This window comes from Pantoea sp. WEP, assembly GCF_041678305.1.
Taxonomy (GTDB): Bacteria; Pseudomonadota; Gammaproteobacteria; order Enterobacterales; family Enterobacteriaceae; genus Pantoea; species Pantoea dispersa.
Genome location: NZ_JBGNXB010000002.1, coordinates 357,575 through 379,025, shown reverse-complemented (window position 1 = coordinate 379,025; position 21,451 = coordinate 357,575). Strand labels below are relative to the sequence as shown.

Sequence of the window (21,451 nt, the reverse complement as noted above, 5' to 3'; positions counted from 1 at the left end):
GTATGACCGGCTTCAGTTAAACATCGCCAGCTGTTGATTAAACAGGGCGTGCATATATTGACGGGTGGCGACACCGCGATGGCAGGCGCAGGCAAGGTGTGCATCGGCGCTGCTTAGATGGTCGCGCAGACGACGTTCAGCCCCTTCCGGGCCCAGCATCTGCACCAGAGTGGATTTGCCCTGATCCTGAAGACAGTCCTTGCCGGTGTGTTTAGAGCCATCGGCCAGGTCGTCCAGTAACTGGAATGCCTGACCTAAATCCTGCGCAAAATAGCTTAAACGCTGACGCACCTGCACTGACGCATCGGCCGCAATCGCCGCCATCTGCAGCGTGGCGCGAAACAGGACGCTGGTTTTCAGTTCGTTGGTCAGGGTGATGGCTTCCGGACTGCGGCTGTGTGCGCCGTCATGCAGATCCTGGAACTGACCCTGAACCAGTCCCTGCAGGCCCACGGCAGAGGAGAGCTCGGCAATGGCTTCGGCTTTGTGCGTTGCCGGCAGACCCGGCGCGAGGGCAATCACCTCAAAGGCGCGGCTGAGTAGCGCGACCGCCGCCAGGATCGCCACGTTTTCCCCATATTCACAATGGATTGCCGGGCGTCCACGTCGCATCCGGGCGTTATCCATTGACGGAATGTCATCAAGGATCAGTGAGGCGGCGTGCACCATTTCGACCGCACAGGCAAGATCAAGGATACCCTGCTGCGCCACGTCACAGCCCATATCGCGTGCTGCCAGCAGCAGCAAGAGCGGACGAATACGTTTGCCCGGTGCCAGCGTGCCGGCACGCATCGCAGCCCGAACGCGATCGGCCTGCTGCCCGGCAGGCAATAAATGTTCAAGATGAGCCTGCAATGCGTGATGCAACTGAAGGAGATCGCTTTCCTGGCTTGCTGTGGTATCGACATGGGCGGTCATAGCGGCTTTCCATGGTTAGTTAAATTCTTGTGCTTTTTCAATTAACCGTAGACCCGGTAAGGGGAGTGCGCCAGCGAGCGAAGCGACTTTAACGCACCGTCACGCTTTTTTTATTTATTGAATAATCTGAGAAGTAATTCCTATGACCCTCAGGCCAGTTTTCGCTGCGGTGACTGCTATGATGACGGGCAATCAGAGGAGACAGCTATGACGACGCAAAAAGTGGCGGTAATCGGTGCGGGTGTGATCGGCCTCGCCGTGGCGTGGGCGCTGGCAAGGCAGGGCGCGCAGGTGACCCTCTTTGACCGGCAACACATGGGCGCGGGCACCAGCAGCACCACATTTGCCTGGGTGAACTCCAACGGCAAACAGCCTGCCAGCTATCACCGCCTCAATGCGCTGGCGATGGAGGAGCATATCCGGCTGCAGCTGACGCAGACCAATGGCGTGCGCTGGCTGGAACCTTGTGGCACCTGGGAGTGGGCCGGCGCGGGTGAAGCCGAACAGCAACTGCAGCAGCGTGCCACCTCATTACAGGCCGCTGGCTATGCGGCACGGCAAAGGACGCTGGCCGAGCTGCAGCAGGAAATTCCTGAACTGCGCGCGTCTGCGGTACACGGCAGCATCTGGCATTTTCCAACGGAATCGGTGCTCTATCCAGCGCTGTATCTGGCACGGCTGTGGTCAGAGGCGCAGGCGCACGGCGCGGTACTGCATCAGCATCAGGCGATTCAGCACATCAGTGAAAGTGCGGAAGGCGTGACGGTGCAGCTGGAGCAGGGTGAGCAGTGGCAGGGTGATCGTCTGGTGCTGGCGACCGGACGCTGGGCCAATCAGCTGCTGCATACGCTTGGTCTGGAACTGGCGCTGATTGACACCAGCAAGCCTGATGCGGTGGCCTGCAGCTTTCTGGCGCGCACCGCACCACAGCCGTTATCGCTTGGCACCAACCTGATTTCTCCGCAGCTGAACGTGCGCCCGGACGGAGGCGGGCGGTTACTGTTACAGGCGCTGGATCTCGATCATCTGGCCGACCCGGGCGCGCCGCCGTCGACTCATAGTGCCATCGCCGATCAGTTTCGTGAGCGCTACCGTGCGCTGTTTGCCACGGCCGGTGCGTTGCAGATCGAGCAGATTGTCGTCGGGCAGCGGGCGCGTCCGGCAGATGGCTTGCCGGCGCTGGGCTTTGTCACCCCGCATCAGCGCGTGTATGTCGCGGTGACGCACAGCGGCATCACGCTGTCACCGCTGATTGGCCGGCTGGTGGCGCAAGAACTGATCGGCGACAGCCCCAGCGATCTGCTGAAAGAGTTCCGTCCACAACGGCTGATCGGCAAAACCGCCAGCGCGTTTGCACCGATTCAGCGAAACTTTCCGGCGGCACAGTGAGCGAAGCGATGGCGCAGACCACAGGGTGCCGGATTGATTAATTTTTAACCTGAATTAAGGCGTAGGCTGATCGCGATCAAAAAAACATCTGCCGGGCTGCTCAACCATGGAAGGCGAAACATAAGCCAAATGGAGGTGAGTATGCGTACCACCCTGATGACGCTGCCGCAGATGGCGCATTACCTTGATATCCCCTGTACCACGCTGGCGCGTGCTATGTGCAATCGTGGCACGCTGGAAAAATTGCCGCTGCCGGCGGCGGTTGATGACAGCCTGCCGCTCTCCTCTCGCTGCTGGTCACGCGAAGAGGTCAGGCAGTTTCGCCATCGGCTCCAGCGCCGCCGCCATCAGCGCTAAGCGAATCCAGCCGGTCGTCCTGACCGGCTGAATATCAGGCGGCGACACCATTCGGCCGTGCAGCGACATGACCGGCCCACAGGCTGGCAACCCACTTCACACCTTTCGCGGTAAACCTTGCCTGCGAAAAAGCATGCTGGTTTTCACCCATTCCGCTGCGCAGCGCAAAATAGCCAGCTTGCAGATGGTGCTGCTGTGGTGTCAGCGCACCTTTGTCACGGTACATAATGTTGCGCTCAAGCAGAAACTGCCGAAACTCCGGCTCTTTCACCTTGAGCATTTTGCACAGCTGGCGAAAGCCCAGCGACTCATGCACATCAACAAAGCGATCAAAGAATTCTGCCTTTGGGGCCGTCAGCGCCAGTTGCTGTTCCGCCGCACGGCGTTGCTCAAACTGTTCTGCCCAGGCACGTGCCGCTTCCGCCGGATTAGTGAAATCGGGCAAATGGGTGAATTTTTCCCGCTCCTGCCAGCGGTCCAGCAGTTCGGCGGTAAAGCCAGGGGAAAGACGAGCAACCGCCAGCAGCGAGTCACGTTTATTCAGCTGAAACTCCTGACGTGTCTCACCTTCATGCTCGTAATGATTCACCGTGACAGGCTGGGAAAGGCGCTGCGCGGTTTCCAGGCTTTTAATCAGGCGCTTCACTTCGCCATGCGTGATGCCGGTTATTCTGGCAATTTCACGGCTGCTCATCAGCAGGGTTGCGTTGAGAGCAGCAAGACTTTCCGTTGAGATCATCATCAGTATCACCTCTTACAAACGTGGAACAGTCCATCAGACTGCTGGATAAGTATACAATATACTGTTTGCATATCCAGTATTATTTTTAGCCGTTACTGTAAGAAATGCCTCTCTGCGAGATATCGCACAAAGCGCAACTACGCCGGACCCCGCTCTGCACCCGATACCGATACGCTTGCCTATTCGACTATTACTACCAGGCTTAAGCGATTCAGGTTAAATAAAGACAGCCTTTCGTTACGCTTATTTATGAGGAGCCGATTATGAAAGCGTTAACTTATCATGGCCCACATCGGGTGCGTGTTGAAACTGTTCCTGACCCGATTTTAGAGCAGCCGGACGACATTATTTTACGCGTCACCGCGACGGCAATTTGCGGCTCCGACTTACATCTTTATCGCGGGAAAATTCCCGGCACCGATCACGGTGATATATTTGGTCACGAATTTATGGGTGAAGTGGTCGAAGCGGGGAGTGAGGTTACCAATGTGAAAATTGGCGATCGCGTTGTGGTGCCCTTTGTTATTGCCTGTGGCGACTGTTTCTTTTGTCATCTGCATCAGTATGCGGCCTGTGAAAATACCAATAGCGGGCGCGGTGCTATTTTAAACAAGAAAAATATTACCCCGCCTGCAGCGTTATTTGGCTACAGCAAACTGTACGGTGGCGTGCCGGGCGGCCAGGCGGAATATGTACGGGTGCCAAAAGCCAATGTCGGGCCGTTTAAAGTGCCGCTGGCGCTACCGGATGAGAAAGTGCTGTTTCTCTCCGATATCCTGCCCACCGCCTGGCAGGCAGTGCAAAATGCCGGACTGGATAAAGGCTCCAGCGTCGCCATTTTTGGCGCCGGCCCGGTCGGGTTACTGAGCGCCGCCTGCGCGCGCCTGGCAGGCGCGGAAGAGATCTTTATGATTGACCACAACGCTTATCGACTGGAATTTGCCCGCCAGCGTTATGGGGTTACGCCGATCAATTTTGATGAAATCGACGATCCTGCTGGCTGGATCATTGATCATACCCAGGGCCACCGGGGCGTTGATGCGGTAATCGATGCGGTAGGTTTTGAAGCCAAGGGCAGCCTGACGGAAACGGTGATGAGCAATCTGAAGCTGGAGGGCAGCAGCGGGAAGGCGCTGCGGCAGTGTATTGCGGCAGTGCGCCGTGGCGGTGTGGTCAGCGTGCCGGGCGTGTATGCCGGCTTTATCCACGGCTTCCTGTTTGGCGATGCATTCGATAAAGGACTGACGTTTAAAATGGGCCAGACGCATGTGCAGGCCTATTTACCGCGCCTGCTGTCGCTGATTGAGCAAGGGCTGCTGACGCCGGAAGAGATTGTGACGCACCATATGCCGCTGGAAGAGGCCGCGCGCGGCTATGAAATCTTTGAAAAACGCAAAGAGGATTGCCGCAAAGTGATTCTGGTGCCCGGTATGGCCAGTACCACGCCGGCGGCCTGAGTGCTGACAGGCTGCCTGACGGCAGCCTGCTTCCGTGGCTTAACGCACGATGTCTTCATCGCGGTCGTTGAGCTCAGGTAGTGCAATTTGCCGTGAGGGCGCGTTATCCAGCCGATCGCCATAATCAGCACTGACATCGGGCAGGCTGGTAAACTGGCCATCGACGAACAAAAAGCTCAGGTGTTTTTCCACCTCGGCCAGTAGTTCGTCCACTTCCTGCTCCGTTTCTCCTCCGGCATCTTTACCATCCAGCTGCCAGCGATAACGATCGCCCACTCTTTCCGCACCGCCAATATCAACGATGTGGCCATCGATATTTTCCACCAGTAAACGCTGACGGGAAAAATAGAGTAAATAGGGCATCCGATCGCGATTGTTTTCTGACATAACATAACTCCTTCATGACGTTACCACGGTTAGCGCAGAAAATAATAGCGAAACGCAAATACTGCCCAATATACCGCGTTCAGACCTAAATAAGCCCAGCACCCCCAATAAGCCACAGGCTCGCGACGGGTGCGAAGTTTAGGTAAGAAAGCCAGTAAATAACCGGCTGCAGCAATAAGCGAAACGAAATAAAGTAGTTTCATGCGCTCTCCTGAATTTATTATCGTCTGATAAGCATAGTCAGGATAAATAAGGTTGGGGATAGCGCAGGTGATTCAGGGATTAATCAGTTGTTGCAACGCCGCTGCGCTGGCGGCATCATCCGGCACATACACCAGCAGGCGGTCGCCGTTGCGTGACGCCGACCACCAGTTATTCTGGCGCAGCGTCATTTCGCCCACTTCGGCACGGTAAAAGCGTTTTACGCGGTTTTCCACCTTGCCCAGTTCGTAGCGCTGCCAGGTGTGCGCGAACTCATCGGAACTGTTCAGCAATCGCGCCAGGAAGCTCTCCCAGTGCGGATCGCCCAGATGCTCGCCCATCTGACCGCGAAACATCGCCACCATCTGTGGCATTACTTCGTCCCAGTCGGTCATCACGTTACGCCAGCCGGCATGGTTGAACGCCAGCCAGATACAGTTGCGATCTTCCGGCGCGATCTGGGCTAAATCGACGCCCATCAGCGCGCACCACGCCTGGTTATAGCCGAGGATATCGAAGCGCGGCGTTTCGATGATCGCCGGCAGCTGAATGGCATCCAGCATTTGCTGATTATGTCCGGCGAGCTTGCAGCAGGCAGCAGCGACGCGCGTCGATGGCAGGGTGTGTCCGGCCAGCGAAAACAGATGCTGCGTCTCTACATCATTGCATTGCAGGGCGCTGGCGATGGCCGTCAGCGTTTTGGTGGAGGCTTTGATATCGCGCCCCTGTTCCAGCCAGGTGTACCAGGTGACGCCGACATCCGCCAGCTGCGCCACCTCTTCACGGCGTAAACCCGGCGTGCGGCGCTGACGCATACGCGGTAAACCGAGGCGGTTAGGATCCAGGCTCTCACGACGCGTACGTAAAAAGGTACCGAGTAATTTACGGTTGTTCAGCTCAGCAGGGGTAAGGGTTTGCGCGGTGCTCATCAGCAGCTCTCCAGACGAGACGGGTAGAATTTATACCATGATAATCAAGAACTGGTACCCGTTTAATGGTTAGGTGATGCTATGCCGTAGTGAAACTAAAAACAAGGTTAACGCTATGCAGACATCGCAACTTCAACGTGCAGGACTGGTGGTCCTGCTGGCCGGGCAGCTATTGCCGATGATCGACTTTTCCATAGTCAACGTCGCGCTGGATGCGATGGCGCAATCGCTGCGTGCCTCGCCGATCGCGCTGGCGCTGATCGTGGCGGTGTACGGTATCGCTTTTGCTATTTGTCTGGCGATGGGCGGACGCCTGGGCGATAACTTTGGCCGCCGTCGCGTGTTTCTGGCTGGCGCCTGGATCTTTGGCATTGCGTCATTATTGTGCGGCATCGCTAACAGCGTCGGCATGCTGATGTTTGCGCGCGCGCTGCAGGGCGTCGGTGCCGCTTTTATGGTGCCGCAGATTCTCGCCACGCTGCACGTTACGCTGCAGGGCAGGGCGCATGCGCGAGCGATTGGCCTGTACGGCGGTATCGGCGGGCTGGCTTTTATTATTGGCCAGGTGCTGGGCGGTTTTTTGATCAAAGCCGATATTGGCGGCTACGGCTGGCGCAGCGTGTTTCTCATCAACCTGCCGATCTGCCTGTTCGTCCTGCTAACCGCGCGCCGCTTCGTGCCGGAAACGCATAATCTCAAGCGCGTGCCGGTGGATGTAAGCGGTACACTACTGCTGGCTGGCGCGATCGGCTGTCTGATGCTGGCACTCGCGCTGGGGCCGCTGCTGCACTGGTCGTGGCCGTGCCTGTTGCTGCTGGCGCTGTTTCCGTTATTTCTGCATCGGCTGCGTCACAGCGCGCTGCGACTGGAAGCCGCTGGCGGATCGCCGCTGCTGCCGCCCTCGCTGCTGCGTCTTTCCAGCGTGCGTTTTGGTCTGACGCTGGCGGTGCTGTTCTTCTCCTGCTGGAGCGGCTTTATGTTCGCGGTGGCGCTGACGCTGCAATCCGGCATCGGCATGACCGCTTTCCAGTCCGGCAATGCGTTTATTGCCCTGGGTGCGGCCTATTTTATCGGCTCAATGCGTACTACCCGCATGGTTGAGCGCTATGGTAAACGTGCCACGTTACTGTCTGGCTGTGCGATTCAGATGGTCGGGCTGGTGGCGCTGATCGCGACGCTGCAACTGGCGTGGCCGCAGGTGGGCATTGTTACGTTGATTCCGGCCACCGCGCTGATTGGCTTTGGCCAGTCGTTTATTGTCAGCACCTTCTACCGCATTGGCATGAGCGGTGTGCCGCATCATCAGGCCGGCGCAGGCAGTGCGGTGCTGTCCACCGTGCAGCAATCGGCGCTGGGACTGGGACCGATGCTGCTCGGCGGCGTGTTCACCCAGATCAATCAGCATGGTAATCATCTGGCAGCCATCAGCGGTACGCTGACGGTGGAGTTGCTGATGATGGCACTGCTGGTGGTGCTGACCAGCGTCAACCGTCGGACGTTCCAGCCCGTGACGGCTGAAGGCTGACGCCGGAGGGAAAAGTCAGCCCTTCTGGTCACCGTAAACGCTGACCCTGCAAGGTAATAACAGGTCTTTGAGCCGGGTGCGCATTGATGCGCCCCGGCACCTGAAAACCGCGCCGCGCTTACTTTTCCGCCAGGCGTAAACCACTTTCGGCATCGAACAGATGAATTTTTTGCGGATTGAAACCGATGCGCAGCGTCGCGCCACTGCTGGCCGCATGCCGTCCGGCCATCTGCATGTGCAGCGCATGACCGTGCCAGTCAAGGTGCAGCAGAGTTGATTCCCCGGTAATCTCCACCACGTTTACCCTCGCAGGCGCGCCGTCCTGCACTTCGCACAGATCGTGCGGGCGCACCCCCAGCGTCACGGCAGCGCCTTCACGTTCCCGTGCCACCGCCTGCCACTGTGCAGGCAGCGGCTGCCACCAGTCCTGACACTGCACGCCCGGCACGCCATCGTGCGTCAGCAATTGTGCCGGTAACAGGTTCATGGGCGGCGAACCAATAAAACGCGCCACAAAGGTATCTGCCGGACGATCGTAGATCGCCAGCGGTGCGCCCTGTTGCACGATGCGTCCCTCTTTCATCACCACAATCTGGTCGGCCAGCGTCATCGCTTCTACCTGATCGTGCGTGACATATACCATGGTGGTTTTGAAACGCTGATGCAGCGACTTGATTTCGGCGCGCAGCTCCATACGCAACTGGGCATCAAGGTTAGAGAGCGGTTCGTCAAACAGAAACACCTGCGGATTACGCACCATGGCGCGGCCCACCGCCACGCGCTGACGTTGCCCACCCGAGAGCGCGCGCGGGTAGCGTTGCAGCAGCTTATCAATGCCAAGAATCGCGGCGATGCGCGCGATTTTCTGCTGCTGCTCATCGCGGCGTACCTTTTTCACCTGCATATGAAACGCCAGGTTTTCGGCCACCGTAAGGTGCGGATAGAGCGCATAACTCTGAAACACCATCGCAATGTCGCGATCGGCGGGATCGCGATCGTTAATCTGCACTTTATCCATCAGAATCGCGCCGTCGGACAGGCTCTCCAGTCCGGCGAGCAGGCGCAGCAGCGTCGATTTGCCGCAGCCGGACGGGCCAACCAGCACGGTAAAGCTGCCGTCGGGAATGGTCAGGTCGAGCGGATGCAGCACCGACTGTTTACCGTAGCGCTTGGCCACTTTAACGAGTTCAACACCGGCCATAATTTAAAACTCCTGTGCGCATAGTTGCAGTTGTTGCCAGTCGGGATAGCGACGTGGCTGCGTGCTGATTGCCAGTGAGGCCACCGCAATGCCCCATTGCAGCGCGGTGGCAAGATCCTGCTGATGCAGCAGCGCGGTAAGAAAACCGGCGTTAAAGCTGTCGCCGGCACCGATGGTGTCGACCACCGCGACCGCGCGACCGGGCTGTTGCAGGCTGTGCTGACGTTGCCAGCAGCCCGCGCCCTGCGCACCGCATTTCACCACGCAGCCGCCGCGCCCGCTGAGCCGTTGCGCCAGCAGGTGCGCGCCGGTGTGCAGATCATCTGCGCCACTCAGCCCGAGCGTTTCGACTTCATTGAGCAGCAGCCAGTCGCACTGCGGCAGCCAGCGGGCGATCTGCGCACGCACCTCATCGCTCCAGCCCTGCGGCGGCCAGCCGGTATCGACGGCAGTGATAAACCCGCGCTGCTGCAGTTCGGCCAGCAACTGCGGATAGTCGTCATACAGTTGCAGGCAGAGAAACGTGCCGCACAACAGCACGATATCGCCGCTGCTGGCTTGCGCCGGAAGCTGGCTCAGCACGTCCTGCGCGCTGAGCTGTACAATGTGACCGAGATTGCTGAGGAACGATCGCTCGTGATCGGAGTGCGTGACGCCAACGGTGAGCGAGGTTTCGCAGGGGTAGCGTGTCCAGTGCGCCGCGCTGTGCGGAAAATGGCTCGCCAGCCATGCGCTGAGGCCGTCATCGCCCTGATTAGCGACGGCGCGATGGCGCACCTGCATCGCTTCCAGCGCCAGCGCGCAGTTGCCCGCCGAACCGCCCGGACGCAGCTCACTGTGCTGCAGCATCACTTCGGTGCCGCGCTGCGGCCAGCTGTCCAGCGTACCCATGATGACATCGACATTGATATTGCCCACCACGTAGAGCGTGGCGCGGGCTTCCTTATTGCTCATCATCCTTTGCTCCCGCCACTGGCAAGGCCGCTGACCAGCGTTTTTTGCAGCCAGATAGCGATAAAGAGAGGAGGAACCGACGCCAGAATACCGACGGCGGCAATCAGCCCATCGTCGGTGGCGCGGCCTGCGGTAAAGCCGGCAATGGTGACCGGCAGGGTTTGCGCGGCGATGTTGCTGGTGAACAGCAGGGCGTAGAAAAATTCATCCCACGCCAGCAGCCAGCCAAACAGCGCCGCCGCGCCCAGCACCGGTTTCGCCAGCGGCAGCGTAATGCGCAGCAGCACCTGCCAGACGCGCAGTCCATCAAGACGCGCAGCCTGTTCGATATCCTGCGGCAGGGCATCAAACTGGTTTTTCAGCATCCAGGTGAGAAACGGCAGAATCAGGGAGCAGTACACGATGATCAAACCGGGTCGGGTGTTGAGCAGATCGAACTGCTGCAGCAGAAAGTAGAGCGGCAGCACAAACGCCACCGGCGGCACCATATAGATGGCCAGAGACGCGAACAGCCAGCCGTCACGGCCGCGATAGCGCGAGAAGCTGAACGCTGCCGGGATCGCGAGCAGCAGGCACACCAGCGTTACGCCGGTTGCCACCAGCAGGCTATTACCCAGCGCATGCAGGAACAGCGCGCCGGGCTGGCCGGGTTCCAGCGAGATCAGCCTGCCGTAGCGGCTGAAATCCCACTGGCGCGGCAGCCACTCCAGCGGCACGCGTGTCAGATCGCTGGTGGCGCTGACGCTCATCAGAAACAGCCAGCCCATCGGAGCCACGACGGAGAGCGCCACCAGCAGCGCCGCCGCGTATTTAGCGCAGGTACGCAGTTTAACCTTCATAGGCACTTCCCCGACGGCGCTGCCGCCACAGTAATAGCATGTAAAGGGTGATCAGCACTGCGCACAGCAGTGTCATTAACATGGCATAAGCCGCACCGCTGCCGGCGCGCAGGTAGCTGAAGGATTCCTGATAGACGTAAAAGCTCAGCGTTTTGGTGCTGTCGACCGGACCTCCGCGCGTCATCACATAGATGATGTCGAAGATCTTAAAGGCGTCGATGGTGCGTAACACCAGCGCCACGCTGAGCGATCCGACAATCGCCGGAAAGGTGATGGCACGAAAACGCCGCCATGCCGATGCGCCATCCAGCCGTGCCGCTTCGTAGAGATCCTCCGGCACCGACTGCAGCGCTGCCAGCACCAGCAGCGTCACCAGCGGATAGTTTTTCCAGATGTCGGCAAACATTACCGCGTTGAGTGCGGAAGCCGGCGACCCCAGCCAGCTGCGGTAGCCATCGATGAAACCGAGCTGCGTCAGCAGGGCGTTGATACTGCCGTAGTCCGGATTGAAATTGAGGCGCCACATCATGGCGTTCACAATGGTTGGCAGCGCCCATGGCAGAATCACCAGCACGCGCAACACGTTACGTCCGGCGAATTTCTGGTTGAGCAGCAGCGCAACCAGCACGCCGATGACGCCTTCAATCGCTACCGACACCACGGTGAAGTAGAGCGTGCGCCACAGCGAGGTTTGAAAATCCGCATCGGTAATGGCGTAGAGATAGTTCTCCAGGCCAATCCATTGCGGCGCTTCACCGCCGCTGCCAATCAGCGCGGCGTCGGTAAAACTCAGCCAGATAGTGCGCAGCAGCGGCCAGGCGGTGAGCAACAGCATCACCAGTAGCATGGGTGCCAGCAGCACCCATGCCTGCCGTTGTTCGCGTTGACGCAAACTCAGCATACTGACCCCTTAACGCAGACGCGCCGCACTTTTGTCTACCGCCTGCATGGCTGCTTCCGGTGTCGCGCTGCCGACCAGAACCTGTTGCAGTTGCTGCTGCAGGGTGTTGGAGAGACGTGAGTAATCAGCGGTTTCCGGACGCGACAGCATGACATTCAGCGATTTGTCGGCAGCAGCGATCAGGCTCTCCTGATTCTTACTGACCGCGGGATCCTGATAGGAGCTTTTCCAGATCGGCAGACTAAGCGTGGCGTATTTATTCTGTACCGGCTGCGAAGTCATGTAACTGATGTACTGCCACGCCTGCTCCGGATGGCTGCTGCCTTTGGCAATGCCCAGACCCATCGAACCGTTGACCGCGCCGAAACGATTGGGCGCATCGCCGGGTGCGGGCATGATGCCAACCTGGCCGGCGACTTTACTCTGTTTGGCATCGTTGGCCATGTTGTACATGTAGGTCCAGTTGAGCGCGAAAGCCGCATCGCCGTTGGAGAAGGCTTTGCGCACGTCCTCTTCCAGATATTCGCGCGAAGCCGGGTTGGTCAGGCCCTCATCGAGCGAGCTTTTCATCAGCTTCACCGCCTGCAGCGAGGCTGGCGTAGAGAAATCGAGCTTGCCGTTGTTATAGAATTTGCCGCCGAAGCCGGAGACCAGCGTGGTGTAGTCACACACCAGCGCTTCCGCCTGTGACCAGCTCCATACCAGCGGATATTTAACGATATTTTTCTGCTTAATGATGCGCGCATCATCCATCACCTGCTGCCAGGTTTGCGGCAGATCTTTGATGCCGGCTTTTTCCAGCATCGCTTTGTTGTAATAGAGATATTTGGTGTCGAGGATCCACGGCATGCCCAGTGTTTTGTCTTTGAACACCACGGTGTTCATTGCGCCGGGGAAGATTTTCTCTTTTTCATCTGCGCTGATGCGGCTGCTGACATCCTGCAACAGGTCGAACTTGCTGAATTCCGCCGGCCAGATGGCATCAAACAGCACCACATCGTAACCGTTGCCGCCCGCGCCGCGTGCCGCGACGATCTTATCGTGCAGCGCCTCGTAAGGAACAAACTCCAGATTAACCTGCACGTCCGGGTGCGCTGTCTGAAACGCCTGAGTCATGGCGCGGATATCGTTTTCACTGTAGGCCGCCTGCGTCATAAACAGGGCGTTAAGCGTAGTGGTAGCCGCTGCCGCGCTGCCCGCGCAGGCGAACAGTACGGCGGCAAAACAACCTTTCATCTGATTTTTCATTGCGTTCTCGCCTTCATGCAGTAGAGGGTGTTTAATTAAATCAATTTGATTGATTTAATATCGCGCACAGATTGCCAGCGCGCAGTGGCTGACAGCAGTGAGCTAAAGCAAGGGACGTGCCAGGGCAGAAAACAACGCTGCCATCCGACACTACTTTGCACAGATTTTTGCCGCTGTCAGGTAAACAGGTTGTAAAATGTGTGGCCGATCATAGATATTGAGGCGGCGGTCCGCAGCGGTGGTTAAAAGAGGGAAGCGAGCAGGATGAAAACGTCGGGAACCAATCTGGAACATGCGCGCGCGCACAATCGTCGGGTGATTATCGAAGCGATACGCCTGCACGGTGAGCTGACCCGTGCCGAGCTGGCGCGACTGACCGCGTTAACGCCGCAAACCGTCTCGAACATCGTCGCAGAACTGGAGCAGGCGGAGCTGCTCACCAGCCGTCAGCCGCGTAAGCAGGGCCGCGGTCAGCCGGCGATTCCGGTCACCCTGAATCCGGCCAGTGCGTTTTCCATCGGCATCCATCTCGACCATCAAACGCTACTGATTGTGCTGGTGGACCTGACCGGTGAAATCCACTTTCGCCGCCTTATTATGGTGCAAAAACCGCAGCCGGATGCCACATTAGCGCGCATAGCCGGGGTGCTGGCGGAGATCAAACAGCAGACCGGGCCGCGCTGGCAAAAAGTGCTGGGTATTGGTGTGGTGATGCCGGGGCCGTTTGGTGTGGAGGGTATCTCGTCAATGGGGCCGACCACACTGCACGGCTGGGAGGACGTCGATATCGCGGCGCGTCTCGCTCAGATGAGCGGACTGCCGGTGACGCTGGAAAATGATGCCACCGTCGCGGCGATTGGCGAACGCTTTCACGGCGTGGCGCGTCATCTTAATTCCTTTATTTATCTGTACATTGGCACAGGCCTGGGCGCGGGCATCATCATGGATGGCCATGTGTACAGCGGTCATGCGCACAACGCCGGTGAAGTGGGGCATGTGGTGGTTGAACCCGGTGGACGTGAGTGTTACTGCGGCAATCACGGCTGCCTGGAGCGTTATGTTTCGCTGCAGGCCGCTTACGAATTCTGCGGGCTGGACCCAATGAGCGCGCTGCCGGAAGATTTACTGCAGGTTGATCCGGCGCTGTTTGATCGCTGGATCGATACCGTACTTACGCCGCTGCGCCAGGGTATTAACATGCTGGAATGTATCTTTGATGCCGAGAGCGTGATTATCGGCGGCATGATGCCAGCGGTGTTGCTGGATAAAATTATCCAGCGCCTGCCGCCGCTCTACCAATCGGTGCGCGGCCGCTATCTGACCGGCACGCGACTCAAGACCGGCATGACCGGCAGCGACACCGCCGCCCTGGGCGCAGCGGCTCTGCCAATTTTTGATGAGTTTAATCCGCAGTTCCAGGTGCTGATGAAGTGAAAAACGCGGCCAGCGTCCGCCGCTGGCACCCGTTATCATCCATATTGTCTGGTGCCAGCCAGGCTGTAAGTGCCTGCTGAACAACAGGCCATTCACCATCAATCATTGAGAGCCAGTCGGTATCGCGATTGCGCTGTTTGCGCGTCATGGCCTGGCGGAAGCGTCCTTCAAAGGTAAAACCAATGCGCTCGGCAGCCCGGCGTGAAGCCAGGTTTAACGAATCACAGCGCCATGCAACGCGACGATAGCCCAGCGCAAATGCCTGGCGCAGCAACAGGAACAAGGCTTCCGTACCCATGACGTTACGCTGCATCAGCGGTGACCAGGTGATGTGACCGATTTCTATCGCGCCGTTCTGCATATCAATACTTGCAAAACAAACCACGCCCACGGCACGCTGATGCCTGTCCATGACGGCATAACACACTAGCTGGCGATCGCTGATTTTATGCTCAATCCAGCTCTCCATCTCCATCAATGACTGTGGCCGGCTGGCGCCCAGCCAGGTCCAGTCGCGATCGTCTGGGGCGAGTGAAAATGCCGTAAACAGCGCCTGGCTGTGGCTCAACTGCAATGGCGCAAGATGACAAAAGCGCCCTGACAGATTTTCTGCTGCCGGATAGCTGGCAGGTTGCCAGTCCGGCAAGGCAAAACCGATGGGCTGACCATAATGATTATGACGTGTCACGTTGATTTCCTTAGCCGTGGCGTCGCGCATGATGTCCGGTAAATGAAACCAGAATATCATCGGCACTTATACCAGCGTTTTACCGCATCACCCAGTGTCCGGCGCTCACTTCCAGATAATGCCGTGTTTCCGGCACAAATCCATTGGCGCGCACCGGGCTCTTCAGCTCGCTGACGTCCACGTGCCGTTTTAAATGGCGGCGCGCCGGATCGGGCACCGGCACCGACGCGAGCAGTTTTTGTGTGTATGGGTGCTGCGGATTCTCATAAATAGCCGCGCGCGGTCCAATCTCAACAATCTCTCCCAGCAGCATCACCGCCACACGATGGCTGATGCGCTCCACTACCGCCATATCGTGTGAGATAAACAGATACGACAGATTCAGGCTGTGTTGCAGATCGAGCAGCAGATTGATGATCTGCGCTTTCACGGTGACATCAAGGGCGGAAACCGACTCGTCGGCAATGATCATTTTCGGATCGAGCATCAGCGCACGGGCAATGCAGATGCGCTGACGCTGGCCGCCGGAAAATTCGTGCGGATAGCGTTTCAGCATGGTTGCGGGCAGGCCAACGCGCGTCATCAGTTCAGCCGCTTTGCTCTGTGCGGCGGCCTTACTGCCCAGCCGATGCTGTAAAAAAGGTTCGGTGAGGGCTTCAAGGACTGACATTCGCGGGTTAAGGCTGGCAAACGGATCCTGAAAAATCATCTGCATGGCGCAGCGCAGCTTGCGCAGTTCTTGCCGGGAGAGGGTGAGCACGTCGCTGCCGTCAAAAGCAATCTGTCCGGAGGCCGGCTGCACCAGCCGCGTCAGCGAGCGGCCGGTGGTGGATTTACCACAGCCGGATTCGCCGACCAGCGACAAGGTTTCACCCGGCAGCAAATCAAACGAGATATTCTCCACGGCGTGCACCGCACCGGTTTTACGGCTGAACAGCCCTTCGTGAATGCTGAAGCGCGTGCTGAGGTTCTTCACCGACAGCAGCGGCGTTTGCCCTTGTGGCGTCTGCCGCGCCTGCGCCACCGGCGCTTCGCCGTTGAGCGCAAACTTACGCGGTCCATCGATGCCGCGCATGGCACCCAGCTGCGGCACGGTTGCAATCAGCGTGCGGGTATACTCTGCCGCCGGGGCTGAAAAAATCGCGGCGGTGCTACCGGTTTCCACCATCGCGCCCTGGTACATCACCAGCGTGCGGTCGGCGACTTCTGCCACCACGCCCATATCGTGGGTGATGAACAGCACGGCGGTGCCTTCCTCCTCCTGCAGGGTCTTGATCAGGTCAAGGATTTGACCCTGAATCGTGACGTCGAGCGCGGTGGTCGGCTCGTCGGCAATCAGCAGTTTTGGGCGCAGCGCCAGCGCCATGGCGATCATCACGCGCTGACGCATGCCGCCGGAAAAGTGGTGCGGGTAGTCACTGAAGCGTTTGGCCGCGTTGGGAATACGCACTTTCTCCAGCAGCCGGATGGTCTCTTCGCGGGCGGCGCGTGCGCTGATTTTGCGGTGCGCGATCAGCGCCTCAGCAATCTGATGACCGATAGTGAACGACGGATTAAGGCTGGTCATTGGCTCCTGGAATATCATCGCGATGGCATTGCCGCGGATGTCGCGCATTGCACGTTCGCTCAGCGTGAGCAAGTCCACGCCGTTCAGCAGCACTTTGCCGCTGATACGTGCGTGACGACTATTCAGCAGGCGCATGATCGCCATCGAGGTAACACTTTTGCCTGAGCCCGACTCACCGACGATCGCCAGCGTTTCGCCGGCCCCGAGGGTAAAAGAGACGTTTTTCACCACCTCACGCCAGCGGTCATCACTGCGAAACGCGACGGTGAGATTTTCGATGCTCAGCACCGGCGGGTCAGCGCGATTCATTGTGCCGCCACAAAGCGCGCCGAGCGGGTGCTGACCGGCACAAAGGTAAAATCGGTATCGAACGGATAAGCCGGCTGCAGCTTGCGCTTGCGCACCAGTCGTTCAACATACTGATCGACCACACCTTCCGACAGCGCCATCAGGTTGGGATTGGCAATCGGCGCCAGCTCGGGCGACAGGTAACCGGATTTCACCACCACAATTTTTGCCTGGCGCGGATCGAGTCCGAGCAGGGCGAAATCTGCCAGGTTGTGATAAGGACGACGCCGATCGGCAACCACCACGGTGATGCCTGCAATCTTTAGCAGCGCCTGACGGGCAACCGAACGGGCATCATCACTCAGCAGCAGCACGTCAAACTCGCCGCTGACTTTGCCGCCAGCAGGATCCAGCGTGGCACCGATAGTCAGGGAGAGCCGGGCCCCGACGCCAGCAGCGAAGGCCGCCTCCGTGGCCGGTTTATCGGTAATGCCGGCAACGATGACATCCTGCGCATTTTGCCGCAGCAGTTCGGCCAGTACATCGGCCCGATCGCCCACGCCGCCGCCGGTCGGGTTATCACCGGAGTCGGCGAGAATCACCGGTCCGCCAGGGCTGGAAATCGCCATGCGTACGCACTCTTCAGTACTGCCGGTCACGCAGCCAAACACAAATTGCTCACGCGCCTGCCAGTAAGCCAGCGCCAGTTTGGCCGCCTGCTCAGACAGCACATCGGCATCGGTACCAGTCATGATGGCTGCCGCAGTGGCGCGTGGCTCATCCGCCCAGACATAGCCAACCATCAGCGAAGCATCCCAGATATGTTCAAGTGCGTTAATCCCGGGCAGGCTGGCGTAAAGGCTTTTGGCCGGTTCATCTTCCGTGCTGGTGCGCTCGCCTGGCAGCACCACGGGGATCGGTGCCCACACCACACCCGGTCGGATGCCGCTTTGCAGGCTGTTGACCAGCATTGAGACGGATCGGCGCATGGTCTCTTCCACATCGATATGGGGTGCCGTGCGGTAGGTCGAAAACATATCGATCGCGTCGATGATGCGCTGCGAGACATTACCGTGCAGATCGTAGCTGACGCTAATCGGACAATCGGGCCCGACCAGCTCGCGCGTCGCGCTAATCCAGTCGCCTTCCGCGTCTTCCATTCCTTCGACATAGACCGCGCCGTGCATCGCCAGGTAAACGCCATCCACGGGCAAATACGCTTCGAGCCGACGGAGAAACTCCTGTTTGAAGGCATCATAGGTCACACGTGCCACCGGTCCACCGGCAATGGCGCGGGCGTGAAAGGTCGGCAGAAATTCTGCCGCGTAATCCTGCAGAAAGGCGAAATAGGGATTGGTCGTCATCGCTTCACCCCGCACGATGCGGAAATCGTCGGCGTAATTGAGCACCGGATTCCAGGTACTGCATTCAGTATGAATTCCACCATAGGCAATGCGCATAACAGACTCCGCTAGTCGGGTAAGTGAACGATAAAACGGTAAGCCGCCACACTGGCTGCGGCGCGGGCCCAGCTCAACTGATCAATCGCCATGCTGGCGATGGGCGTCTTGCCCATGATTGAAGGCAACACGTGACTATCAACCGCCTGCATCACCACGGTTCTGAGCAGGCCGTCGAACGCATCCGGCTGATGGGCGATGACAATCATCTCCGGATCGTTCATCTGAATGATATTGGCGATGGCGAGGCCAAGTGCGTCACCTGCCTGGTGCAGAATGGCAATCGCGGCGCTATTGCCTTTTACCGCCAGCGCTTCCAGTTCGGCGACGCTGGTGCAGGGCAGCTGTTTGTCACGCATGCTTTCACGCATCGCAGTGAGCGACGCCAGCGTATCAAGGCAGCCGCGTTTGCCGCAGCGGCACGGACGCCCGCCCGGCTCTACGGTACAGTGAGCAATTTCACCGGCCCCACCGTGCGCGCCGCGGTGCAGCTGTCCCTGAAAGAAGTGCGCGGAGCCAATGCCGTCGCCGTGGGAAATCAGGGTGAAATTCCTTGCCTTTTTCGCCACGCCGAAAATCTTTTCGCTGACCGCCAGAGCTTTGGCATCGTTTTCCAGTGACACCTCCAGACCGGTTTGCGCGTTAAGCAGTGCCGCCAGCGGGACGTTTTTCCAGCCCAGCAGGGCAGACTGAACGCACACCGCCTGGTTTTCATCCACAAAGCCGGAAAGCGTGACGCCCAGCCCGATGAGCTGATCGGCGGAGATACTTTTTTCTGCAAGCAAGCCGGGAATGGCGGCGGCCAGCGCACCAGCCAGCAGCGCAGGATCGGGATTCAGCGGCATGTGGGTACTGGCCAGGATGCGGCCGTGCATATCTGTCAGCACCAGATACACATCGTCACCGAGCAACGACGCACCGAGAAAATAAGCGCTGTCGGCACGCATTTTTAATAACACCGAAGGCCGACCCTGACCGTTACTTTCCGGAATGCTCTCTTCAAGCAGTCCTGCGCTAAGCATCTCTTTGATTAATGTGCTGATTGCGGCTTTACTCAGCTTCATTTTTTCCGCAATTGCCGTGCGGCTCATGCCATGCGAAGCAATTAATAAACGCAGAATTTGTTGCTGATGAGCATTAAGCATCCGGGTTCTCACGGCACAGGCTGTATTTGGCCGACAATAATCAGCCGTGAAAACAAATTCAAGCGCATTTAGTTTATTTTCTGAATGCAGATCGAATTATAAGTAAAATATATGAACTGACATCTTGGCTTTTGTTTGCAGAGTGTGCCTTATATAGCGTCGAGCCCGTTCTTCTGCTGCCGTTAACACAACCAAAGCGTATGGCAGGCGATGGCGTGCATTGACGGTCAGCTGCCTGCCGGGCAATGACTCTTCACTCTTTGTCACTGATTCACTGAGGCCTTCATGCAAAGCACACTCAAGCATTTCAGGGTACTGACACTTGCCGCGGGTATTCTGGCGTCGTTTTCCAGCGCATCGGTTTTGGCTGCTCAGCTGGTCATTATGCAAAACGAACCGCCGCGCAGCATGGACCCGGGCAATCAGACCGCGACCTTTACCGGCACGGTGCTGGACCCGATGTATGAAGGCCTGACGCGGCTCGGTGACGATGGCAAAATCATGCCGGCCCTGGCGCTCTCCTGGCATGCCGACGACAGCGGACTGCACTGGGAATTTACGCTGCGCCCCAACGTTAAATTCCACGATGGCACGCCATTTAATGCCGATGCGGTCGTTGAAAACTTTCAGCGTCATCTGGATACGAAGCGCGGTCTCGCCGGAAGTGGGAAAATTCGCACCTTTATTCAGGACGTGCAGAAAAAAAATGACTTAACCGTCACCTTCACACTGAAGAAAATTAATCCGGCGTTTTTAACCGTGCTGGCATCCGGTCCGGGATTAATGGTGAGTCCACAAGCTGACAAAGCCGGCACGATCAATAATAAAGCCGACGGTACCGGGCCCTATAAACTGGCGCAGTATAAATCCGGTGAATTTGTCCTGGAGCAGAAGAACCCGGACTATTGGGGCAAGTCTGCCGGGCCGGACGAAATAAAATGGACCTGGAGCAGTGAGCCGTCAGTCATGAATATGGCGCTGCAATCCGGTCAGGTCGATATTATTAACCCGGTGCCGCCGCAATTTGCCGGCATGTTAAAAAATAATCCCGGCGTGCAGTTAAAACAGTCGCCGGGCGCGGCGGTATTCTGGATCGATCTCAATACGCAGAGTAAAGCCCTCAGCGATGTCAGAGTGCGCCAGGCGCTGAACTTCGCGACCGACCAGCAGGCGCTGGTAAAAGCGGTGATGTTTGGTTATGCGCAGCCGGCCAATTCCCCGCTGGCGCCGGTCGATGCCAACTACGACCAAGCGTTGCATGACTATCCGTACGATGTGCAGAAAGCCAAAGACCTGCTTAAGGCAGCGGGCTATGCCGACGGCTTCGCCATGTCGATTGCCGTGCAGGCACCCGACGCACGCACCGCGCAGGTTCTGCAGGGTATGTGGAGCAAAATTGGCGTCAAACTCAGCGTGCGCCAGATGGAGAGCGGCGTGTGGGCCAAAGCAGCGTTTGCCGATGCCAAAGAGAAAGCCGCGCAGGGTACGGACGCGGTGCTGGCGTCCTGGTCTTCGGGGCTGTACGGCTCGGATCTGCAGTTGCGTCCGTTGTATCACAGCAGCAGCTTTGCGCCCGGCGGGGCCAACCTCGGCTTCTTCAGCGACAAACGTACCGATGAGCTAATCGATAGCGCCGCCTCCACGCTCGACGATGCCCAGCGCAAAGCGCTCTATTTCCAGGCACAGCAGCGGATCAGCGGACTCGCCCCGCAGGTGCTGCTCTACTATCAGGACGATCTGTATGCGACGCGCAAAAATATCAGTGGCGTGACAATGCAACCTGGCGGCCAGATTGTGGTTCGTGATGCCGTGAAAAAATAG

General features: G+C 58.3%; 20 protein-coding genes. 6 read left to right on the top strand and 14 right to left on the bottom strand.

Annotation, left to right across the window (positions count from 1 at the left end; genetic code table 11):
- Nucleotides 1–12 precede the first annotated feature (12 nt).
- Nucleotides 13–918, bottom strand: coding sequence for a polyprenyl synthetase family protein (locus ABVR31_RS20885; RefSeq protein WP_372774403.1), 906 nt, complete (start codon nucleotides 916–918; stop codon nucleotides 13–15).
- 117 nt (nucleotides 919–1,035) lie between these two features.
- Between ABVR31_RS20885 and ABVR31_RS20880 the strand changes: the two genes are divergently transcribed.
- Together ABVR31_RS20880 and ABVR31_RS20875 are read left to right on the top strand one after the other, a co-directional pair.
- Nucleotides 1,036–2,307 carry an FAD-binding oxidoreductase gene (locus ABVR31_RS20880; RefSeq protein ID WP_353955807.1) on the top strand — a complete coding sequence of 424 codons (1,272 nt, stop codon included), beginning with the start codon at nucleotides 1,036–1,038 and terminating at the stop codon, nucleotides 2,305–2,307.
- Nucleotides 2,308–2,448: 141 nt separating this feature from the next.
- Nucleotides 2,449–2,664: a hypothetical protein gene (locus ABVR31_RS20875; RefSeq protein ID WP_021508891.1), complete on the top strand. Its 216-nt coding sequence runs from the start codon at nucleotides 2,449–2,451 to the stop codon at nucleotides 2,662–2,664.
- A 34-nt stretch (nucleotides 2,665–2,698) separates the two neighbouring features.
- Here the strand turns inward: ABVR31_RS20875 and ABVR31_RS20870 are convergent, their stop codons facing one another.
- Entirely contained in the window at nucleotides 2,699–3,406 is a 708-nt protein-coding gene (locus ABVR31_RS20870) for a phage antirepressor KilAC domain-containing protein (protein WP_021508892.1), read from the bottom strand.
- 263 nt (nucleotides 3,407–3,669) lie between these two features.
- Here ABVR31_RS20870 and ABVR31_RS20865 point away from each other — a divergent pair, with 263 nt between their 5' ends.
- The gene (locus tag ABVR31_RS20865; protein ID WP_021508893.1) at nucleotides 3,670–4,863 is read left to right on the top strand and encodes a zinc-dependent alcohol dehydrogenase; all 1,194 of its coding nucleotides are present in this window, start codon (nucleotides 3,670–3,672) and stop codon (nucleotides 4,861–4,863) included.
- Nucleotides 4,864–4,902: 39 nt separating this feature from the next.
- On the opposite strand, the gene ABVR31_RS20860 is transcribed toward ABVR31_RS20865, so the two are convergent.
- The 3 genes from ABVR31_RS20860 to ABVR31_RS20850 all read right to left on the bottom strand — a co-directional run bounded on the left by ABVR31_RS20860 (nucleotide 4,903) and on the right by ABVR31_RS20850 (nucleotide 6,380).
- Entirely contained in the window at nucleotides 4,903–5,250 is a 348-nt protein-coding gene (locus tag ABVR31_RS20860) for a hypothetical protein (RefSeq protein ID WP_021508894.1), read from the bottom strand.
- 29 nt (nucleotides 5,251–5,279) lie between these two features.
- Entirely contained in the window at nucleotides 5,280–5,453 is a 174-nt protein-coding gene (locus ABVR31_RS20855) for a hypothetical protein (RefSeq protein ID WP_021508895.1), read from the bottom strand.
- 72 nt (nucleotides 5,454–5,525) lie between these two features.
- Entirely contained in the window at nucleotides 5,526–6,380 is an 855-nt protein-coding gene (locus ABVR31_RS20850) for a helix-turn-helix transcriptional regulator (RefSeq protein ID WP_021508896.1), read from the bottom strand.
- A 115-nt stretch (nucleotides 6,381–6,495) separates the two neighbouring features.
- Between ABVR31_RS20850 and ABVR31_RS20845 the strand changes: the two genes are divergently transcribed.
- A complete protein-coding gene (locus ABVR31_RS20845) occupies nucleotides 6,496–7,905 on the top strand; it encodes an MFS transporter (RefSeq protein ID WP_372774399.1) in 1,410 nt (469 codons plus the stop codon).
- 118 nt (nucleotides 7,906–8,023) lie between these two features.
- Here the strand turns inward: ABVR31_RS20845 and ABVR31_RS20840 are convergent, their stop codons facing one another.
- From ABVR31_RS20840 to ABVR31_RS20820, 5 genes are read right to left on the bottom strand one after another with little or no spacing between them, the layout of a single operon-like run.
- Nucleotides 8,024–9,106, bottom strand: a complete 1,083-nt coding sequence (locus tag ABVR31_RS20840) for an ABC transporter ATP-binding protein (RefSeq protein WP_372774397.1) — start codon at nucleotides 9,104–9,106, stop codon at nucleotides 8,024–8,026.
- 3 nt (nucleotides 9,107–9,109) lie between these two features.
- Nucleotides 9,110–10,060 carry a carbohydrate kinase family protein gene (locus ABVR31_RS20835; protein ID WP_372774742.1) on the bottom strand — a complete coding sequence of 317 codons (951 nt, stop codon included), beginning with the start codon at nucleotides 10,058–10,060 and terminating at the stop codon, nucleotides 9,110–9,112.
- Complete coding sequence (locus ABVR31_RS20830; RefSeq protein WP_372774395.1) at nucleotides 10,060–10,899, bottom strand: carbohydrate ABC transporter permease; 840 nt, start codon at nucleotides 10,897–10,899, stop codon at nucleotides 10,060–10,062. The genes ABVR31_RS20835 and ABVR31_RS20830 overlap by 1 nt, the downstream gene beginning before the upstream one ends.
- Nucleotides 10,889–11,800, bottom strand: a complete 912-nt coding sequence (locus ABVR31_RS20825) for a carbohydrate ABC transporter permease (protein WP_058770340.1) — start codon at nucleotides 11,798–11,800, stop codon at nucleotides 10,889–10,891. The genes ABVR31_RS20830 and ABVR31_RS20825 overlap by 11 nt, the downstream gene beginning before the upstream one ends.
- Before the next feature lie 9 nt (nucleotides 11,801–11,809).
- Nucleotides 11,810–13,048 (bottom strand): extracellular solute-binding protein, encoded by a 1,239-nt coding sequence (locus ABVR31_RS20820; protein WP_141495844.1) that lies wholly within the window; start codon nucleotides 13,046–13,048, stop codon nucleotides 11,810–11,812.
- Nucleotides 13,049–13,312: 264 nt separating this feature from the next.
- Here ABVR31_RS20820 and ABVR31_RS20815 point away from each other — a divergent pair, with 264 nt between their 5' ends.
- Entirely contained in the window at nucleotides 13,313–14,482 is a 1,170-nt protein-coding gene (locus tag ABVR31_RS20815; protein ID WP_282954461.1) for an ROK family transcriptional regulator, read from the top strand.
- Here the strand turns inward: ABVR31_RS20815 and ABVR31_RS20810 are convergent.
- The 4 genes from ABVR31_RS20810 to ABVR31_RS20795 all read right to left on the bottom strand — a co-directional run bounded on the left by ABVR31_RS20810 (nucleotide 14,451) and on the right by ABVR31_RS20795 (nucleotide 19,630).
- Nucleotides 14,451–15,170: a GNAT family N-acetyltransferase gene (locus tag ABVR31_RS20810; protein WP_222952196.1), complete on the bottom strand. Its 720-nt coding sequence runs from the start codon at nucleotides 15,168–15,170 to the stop codon at nucleotides 14,451–14,453. The genes ABVR31_RS20815 and ABVR31_RS20810 overlap by 32 nt on opposite strands.
- Nucleotides 15,171–15,249: 79 nt before the next feature.
- Nucleotides 15,250–17,046: a dipeptide ABC transporter ATP-binding protein gene (locus ABVR31_RS20805; protein ID WP_372774392.1), complete on the bottom strand. Its 1,797-nt coding sequence runs from the start codon at nucleotides 17,044–17,046 to the stop codon at nucleotides 15,250–15,252.
- Nucleotides 17,043–18,485: a M81 family metallopeptidase gene (locus tag ABVR31_RS20800; RefSeq protein WP_150058885.1), complete on the bottom strand. Its 1,443-nt coding sequence runs from the start codon at nucleotides 18,483–18,485 to the stop codon at nucleotides 17,043–17,045. The genes ABVR31_RS20805 and ABVR31_RS20800 overlap by 4 nt, the downstream gene beginning before the upstream one ends.
- Before the next feature lie 11 nt (nucleotides 18,486–18,496).
- Complete coding sequence (locus tag ABVR31_RS20795) at nucleotides 18,497–19,630, bottom strand: ROK family protein (RefSeq protein ID WP_372774390.1); 1,134 nt, start codon at nucleotides 19,628–19,630, stop codon at nucleotides 18,497–18,499.
- Nucleotides 19,631–19,915: 285 nt separating this feature from the next.
- On the opposite strand from ABVR31_RS20795, the gene ABVR31_RS20790 reads away from it, so the two are divergent.
- Nucleotides 19,916–21,451, top strand: coding sequence for an ABC transporter substrate-binding protein (locus ABVR31_RS20790; protein WP_372774388.1), 1,536 nt, complete (start codon nucleotides 19,916–19,918; stop codon nucleotides 21,449–21,451).

Excerpts from the sequence above, each read along its gene's own strand:
- ABVR31_RS20830 (WP_372774395.1), bottom strand. The coding sequence starts at position 10,899 with ATGAAGGTTAAACTGCGTACCTGCGCTAAATACGCGGCGGCGCTGCTG.
- ABVR31_RS20855 (WP_021508895.1), bottom strand. The coding sequence starts at position 5,453 with ATGAAACTACTTTATTTCGTTTCGCTTATTGCTGCAGCCGGTTATTTA.
- ABVR31_RS20790 (WP_372774388.1), top strand. The coding sequence starts at position 19,916 with ATGCAAAGCACACTCAAGCATTTCAGGGTACTGACACTTGCCGCGGGT.
- ABVR31_RS20795 (WP_372774390.1), bottom strand. The coding sequence starts at position 19,630 with ATGCTTAATGCTCATCAGCAACAAATTCTGCGTTTATTAATTGCTTCG.
- ABVR31_RS20875 (WP_021508891.1), top strand. The coding sequence starts at position 2,449 with ATGCGTACCACCCTGATGACGCTGCCGCAGATGGCGCATTACCTTGAT.
- ABVR31_RS20835 (WP_372774742.1), bottom strand. The coding sequence starts at position 10,060 with ATGAGCAATAAGGAAGCCCGCGCCACGCTCTACGTGGTGGGCAATATC.
- ABVR31_RS20805 (WP_372774392.1), bottom strand. The coding sequence starts at position 17,046 with ATGAATCGCGCTGACCCGCCGGTGCTGAGCATCGAAAATCTCACCGTC.
- ABVR31_RS20860 (WP_021508894.1), bottom strand. The coding sequence starts at position 5,250 with ATGTCAGAAAACAATCGCGATCGGATGCCCTATTTACTCTATTTTTCC.
- ABVR31_RS20815 (WP_282954461.1), top strand. The coding sequence starts at position 13,313 with ATGAAAACGTCGGGAACCAATCTGGAACATGCGCGCGCGCACAATCGT.
- ABVR31_RS20845 (WP_372774399.1), top strand. The coding sequence starts at position 6,496 with ATGCAGACATCGCAACTTCAACGTGCAGGACTGGTGGTCCTGCTGGCC.
- ABVR31_RS20885 (WP_372774403.1), bottom strand. The coding sequence starts at position 918 with ATGACCGCCCATGTCGATACCACAGCAAGCCAGGAAAGCGATCTCCTT.
- ABVR31_RS20870 (WP_021508892.1), bottom strand. The coding sequence starts at position 3,406 with ATGATGATCTCAACGGAAAGTCTTGCTGCTCTCAACGCAACCCTGCTG.
- ABVR31_RS20850 (WP_021508896.1), bottom strand. The coding sequence starts at position 6,380 with ATGAGCACCGCGCAAACCCTTACCCCTGCTGAGCTGAACAACCGTAAA.
- ABVR31_RS20865 (WP_021508893.1), top strand. The coding sequence starts at position 3,670 with ATGAAAGCGTTAACTTATCATGGCCCACATCGGGTGCGTGTTGAAACT.
- ABVR31_RS20800 (WP_150058885.1), bottom strand. The coding sequence starts at position 18,485 with ATGCGCATTGCCTATGGTGGAATTCATACTGAATGCAGTACCTGGAAT.
- ABVR31_RS20825 (WP_058770340.1), bottom strand. The coding sequence starts at position 11,800 with ATGCTGAGTTTGCGTCAACGCGAACAACGGCAGGCATGGGTGCTGCTG.
- ABVR31_RS20820 (WP_141495844.1), bottom strand. The coding sequence starts at position 13,048 with ATGAAAAATCAGATGAAAGGTTGTTTTGCCGCCGTACTGTTCGCCTGC.
- ABVR31_RS20840 (WP_372774397.1), bottom strand. The coding sequence starts at position 9,106 with ATGGCCGGTGTTGAACTCGTTAAAGTGGCCAAGCGCTACGGTAAACAG.